We start from the raw sequence: 1536 nt of genomic DNA on the forward strand, positions 1-1536 counted from the left end.
TACTTGCGTTTTAACGTTTTTGAGGTTTTTTGATTACTGGGTGTCGTGGTGCGGGGCCTCGTGGTGTGCCTTTGGGGCGGCCGGGGCCTGGGCGGGTGTTTTTCCTGGGTTGGGCTGGTGTGCCGATGATCGCGTGGAGATGAGGAAATCCGCTGCGGACGCGGGCGGGGGTGAGTCGGTGGGCTGGTTGGTGGGGTTGCCAGGGTAGGCGTCGGCCGGCGGTGTGGGATTTGGCCAGGTGTAGTTGGGTCAGGGCGGTGAGGATCAGCCAGGTCCAGCGGTCGGCTTGTTCGGGATGGCGGATGGTGGGTGCGAGCCAGCCGAGGTGGGTTTTGGCGTATTTGAAGGTGTGTTCGATGTCGAAGCGCCGCAGGTAGGCCCGCCAGCAGGTGTCTAGGTCGGCGGGTTGTCCGGTGTGCCAGAGCCACAGGGTGTGGGTGGCGCCGTTGCGTCGTGGTGGATTCTGGATGTGCACGCGGATGATGGTGGCCTCGACGATCGGGGTGCGGGGCAGGTGTTGGTAGCGTCCGCCAGCGGATTGGCCGTAGAGCGCGGGGTGCAGCCGATGCCAGGCGGTGACCTGCACGTGGCCGTAGTGCGCGTCGACGCTGTGGTGTTCGGCGTCGGGCGTGCCCCAGGTGCCGGGGTCGGTGAGGGCGAACCTGGCGCCGTGGCGGGGGGTAGGGCCCCGCTGCCCGGGTCGGCGTGGGCCGGGGTGGCGGTAGAACACCCGATCGGCGCGCAGGCGAACCAGCAGCGAGGCCCGAGGTCCTGGGGTTTCCTGCTGCCACAGCAGCCAGGACAGAGCGACCGGGTCGTAGCCGGCGTCCAGGACGAACAGCGGCGGCGCGTCGGTATGACCCAGACGGTTGACGCAGGCGCGGATCTGCTCGCCGGCCTGGGTGGCCACGTCCGCCTGCGGCGGGACCCGCACCGCCTGCAACGGCGCCGTCCACGAGTCGCGCTGCCCGGACAACTGCACCAGCCACTGATACTGCCAACCAGGAACGAACGGCCTGCCGTTGGTGTGTCGCATGCTGTGATGCACCCACCCCCGCTGCGGACTGGACTTCGCATACGGACGCGCCCACGAACTCAGATCCAGAGCGAACCACAACGGCCAGTCCTGCCGACGGTGCGCCATCACCGCGTCCTGAACCGCCTCGACGTCGATGCGCCCCCTCGACAACGCCGCATACGCCGATCCATGGCCACGCCCGAACACCGGCGCCAAACTCAACTCAGCCACCGTATGCACCCGCCCGGGAGCGCACAACACCGCGTCCACCAGCCCGAACAAGGCATCAGCCCGACGGGTGAAACACCCGTACACCCTGTTGCGGAACCACCGGAGATCCTCAACTCCCGGGGTGGCCCCCCGCGAGGACACCACCGCATCATGCACAATCACAGGCACGGCCACCGTTTCTCGTCGATTTCTTCGCAGAACCGATCTTGAAACGGTGGCCGCTTCACGTCACGCCGCCACGCCGAAGATCACCACACCCAGCGACCCAACACGTTAAAACGCAAGTA

At 67.0% G+C, this 1536-nt stretch carries 1 protein-coding gene; it reads right to left on the bottom strand.

Features of this window, described 5'->3' with window-relative positions; all coding sequences use genetic code 11:
• Nucleotides 1-10 precede the first annotated feature (10 nt).
• Nucleotides 11-1423, bottom strand: coding sequence for an NF041680 family putative transposase (locus ABZU25_RS34460; RefSeq protein ID WP_355033547.1), 1413 nt, complete (start codon nucleotides 1421-1423; stop codon nucleotides 11-13).
• Between the last annotated feature and the right edge of the window lie 113 nt (nucleotides 1424-1536).

It is taken from the genome of Micromonospora sp. NPDC005215, from assembly GCF_040607915.1.
GTDB lineage: Bacteria > Actinomycetota > Actinomycetes > Mycobacteriales > Micromonosporaceae > Micromonospora.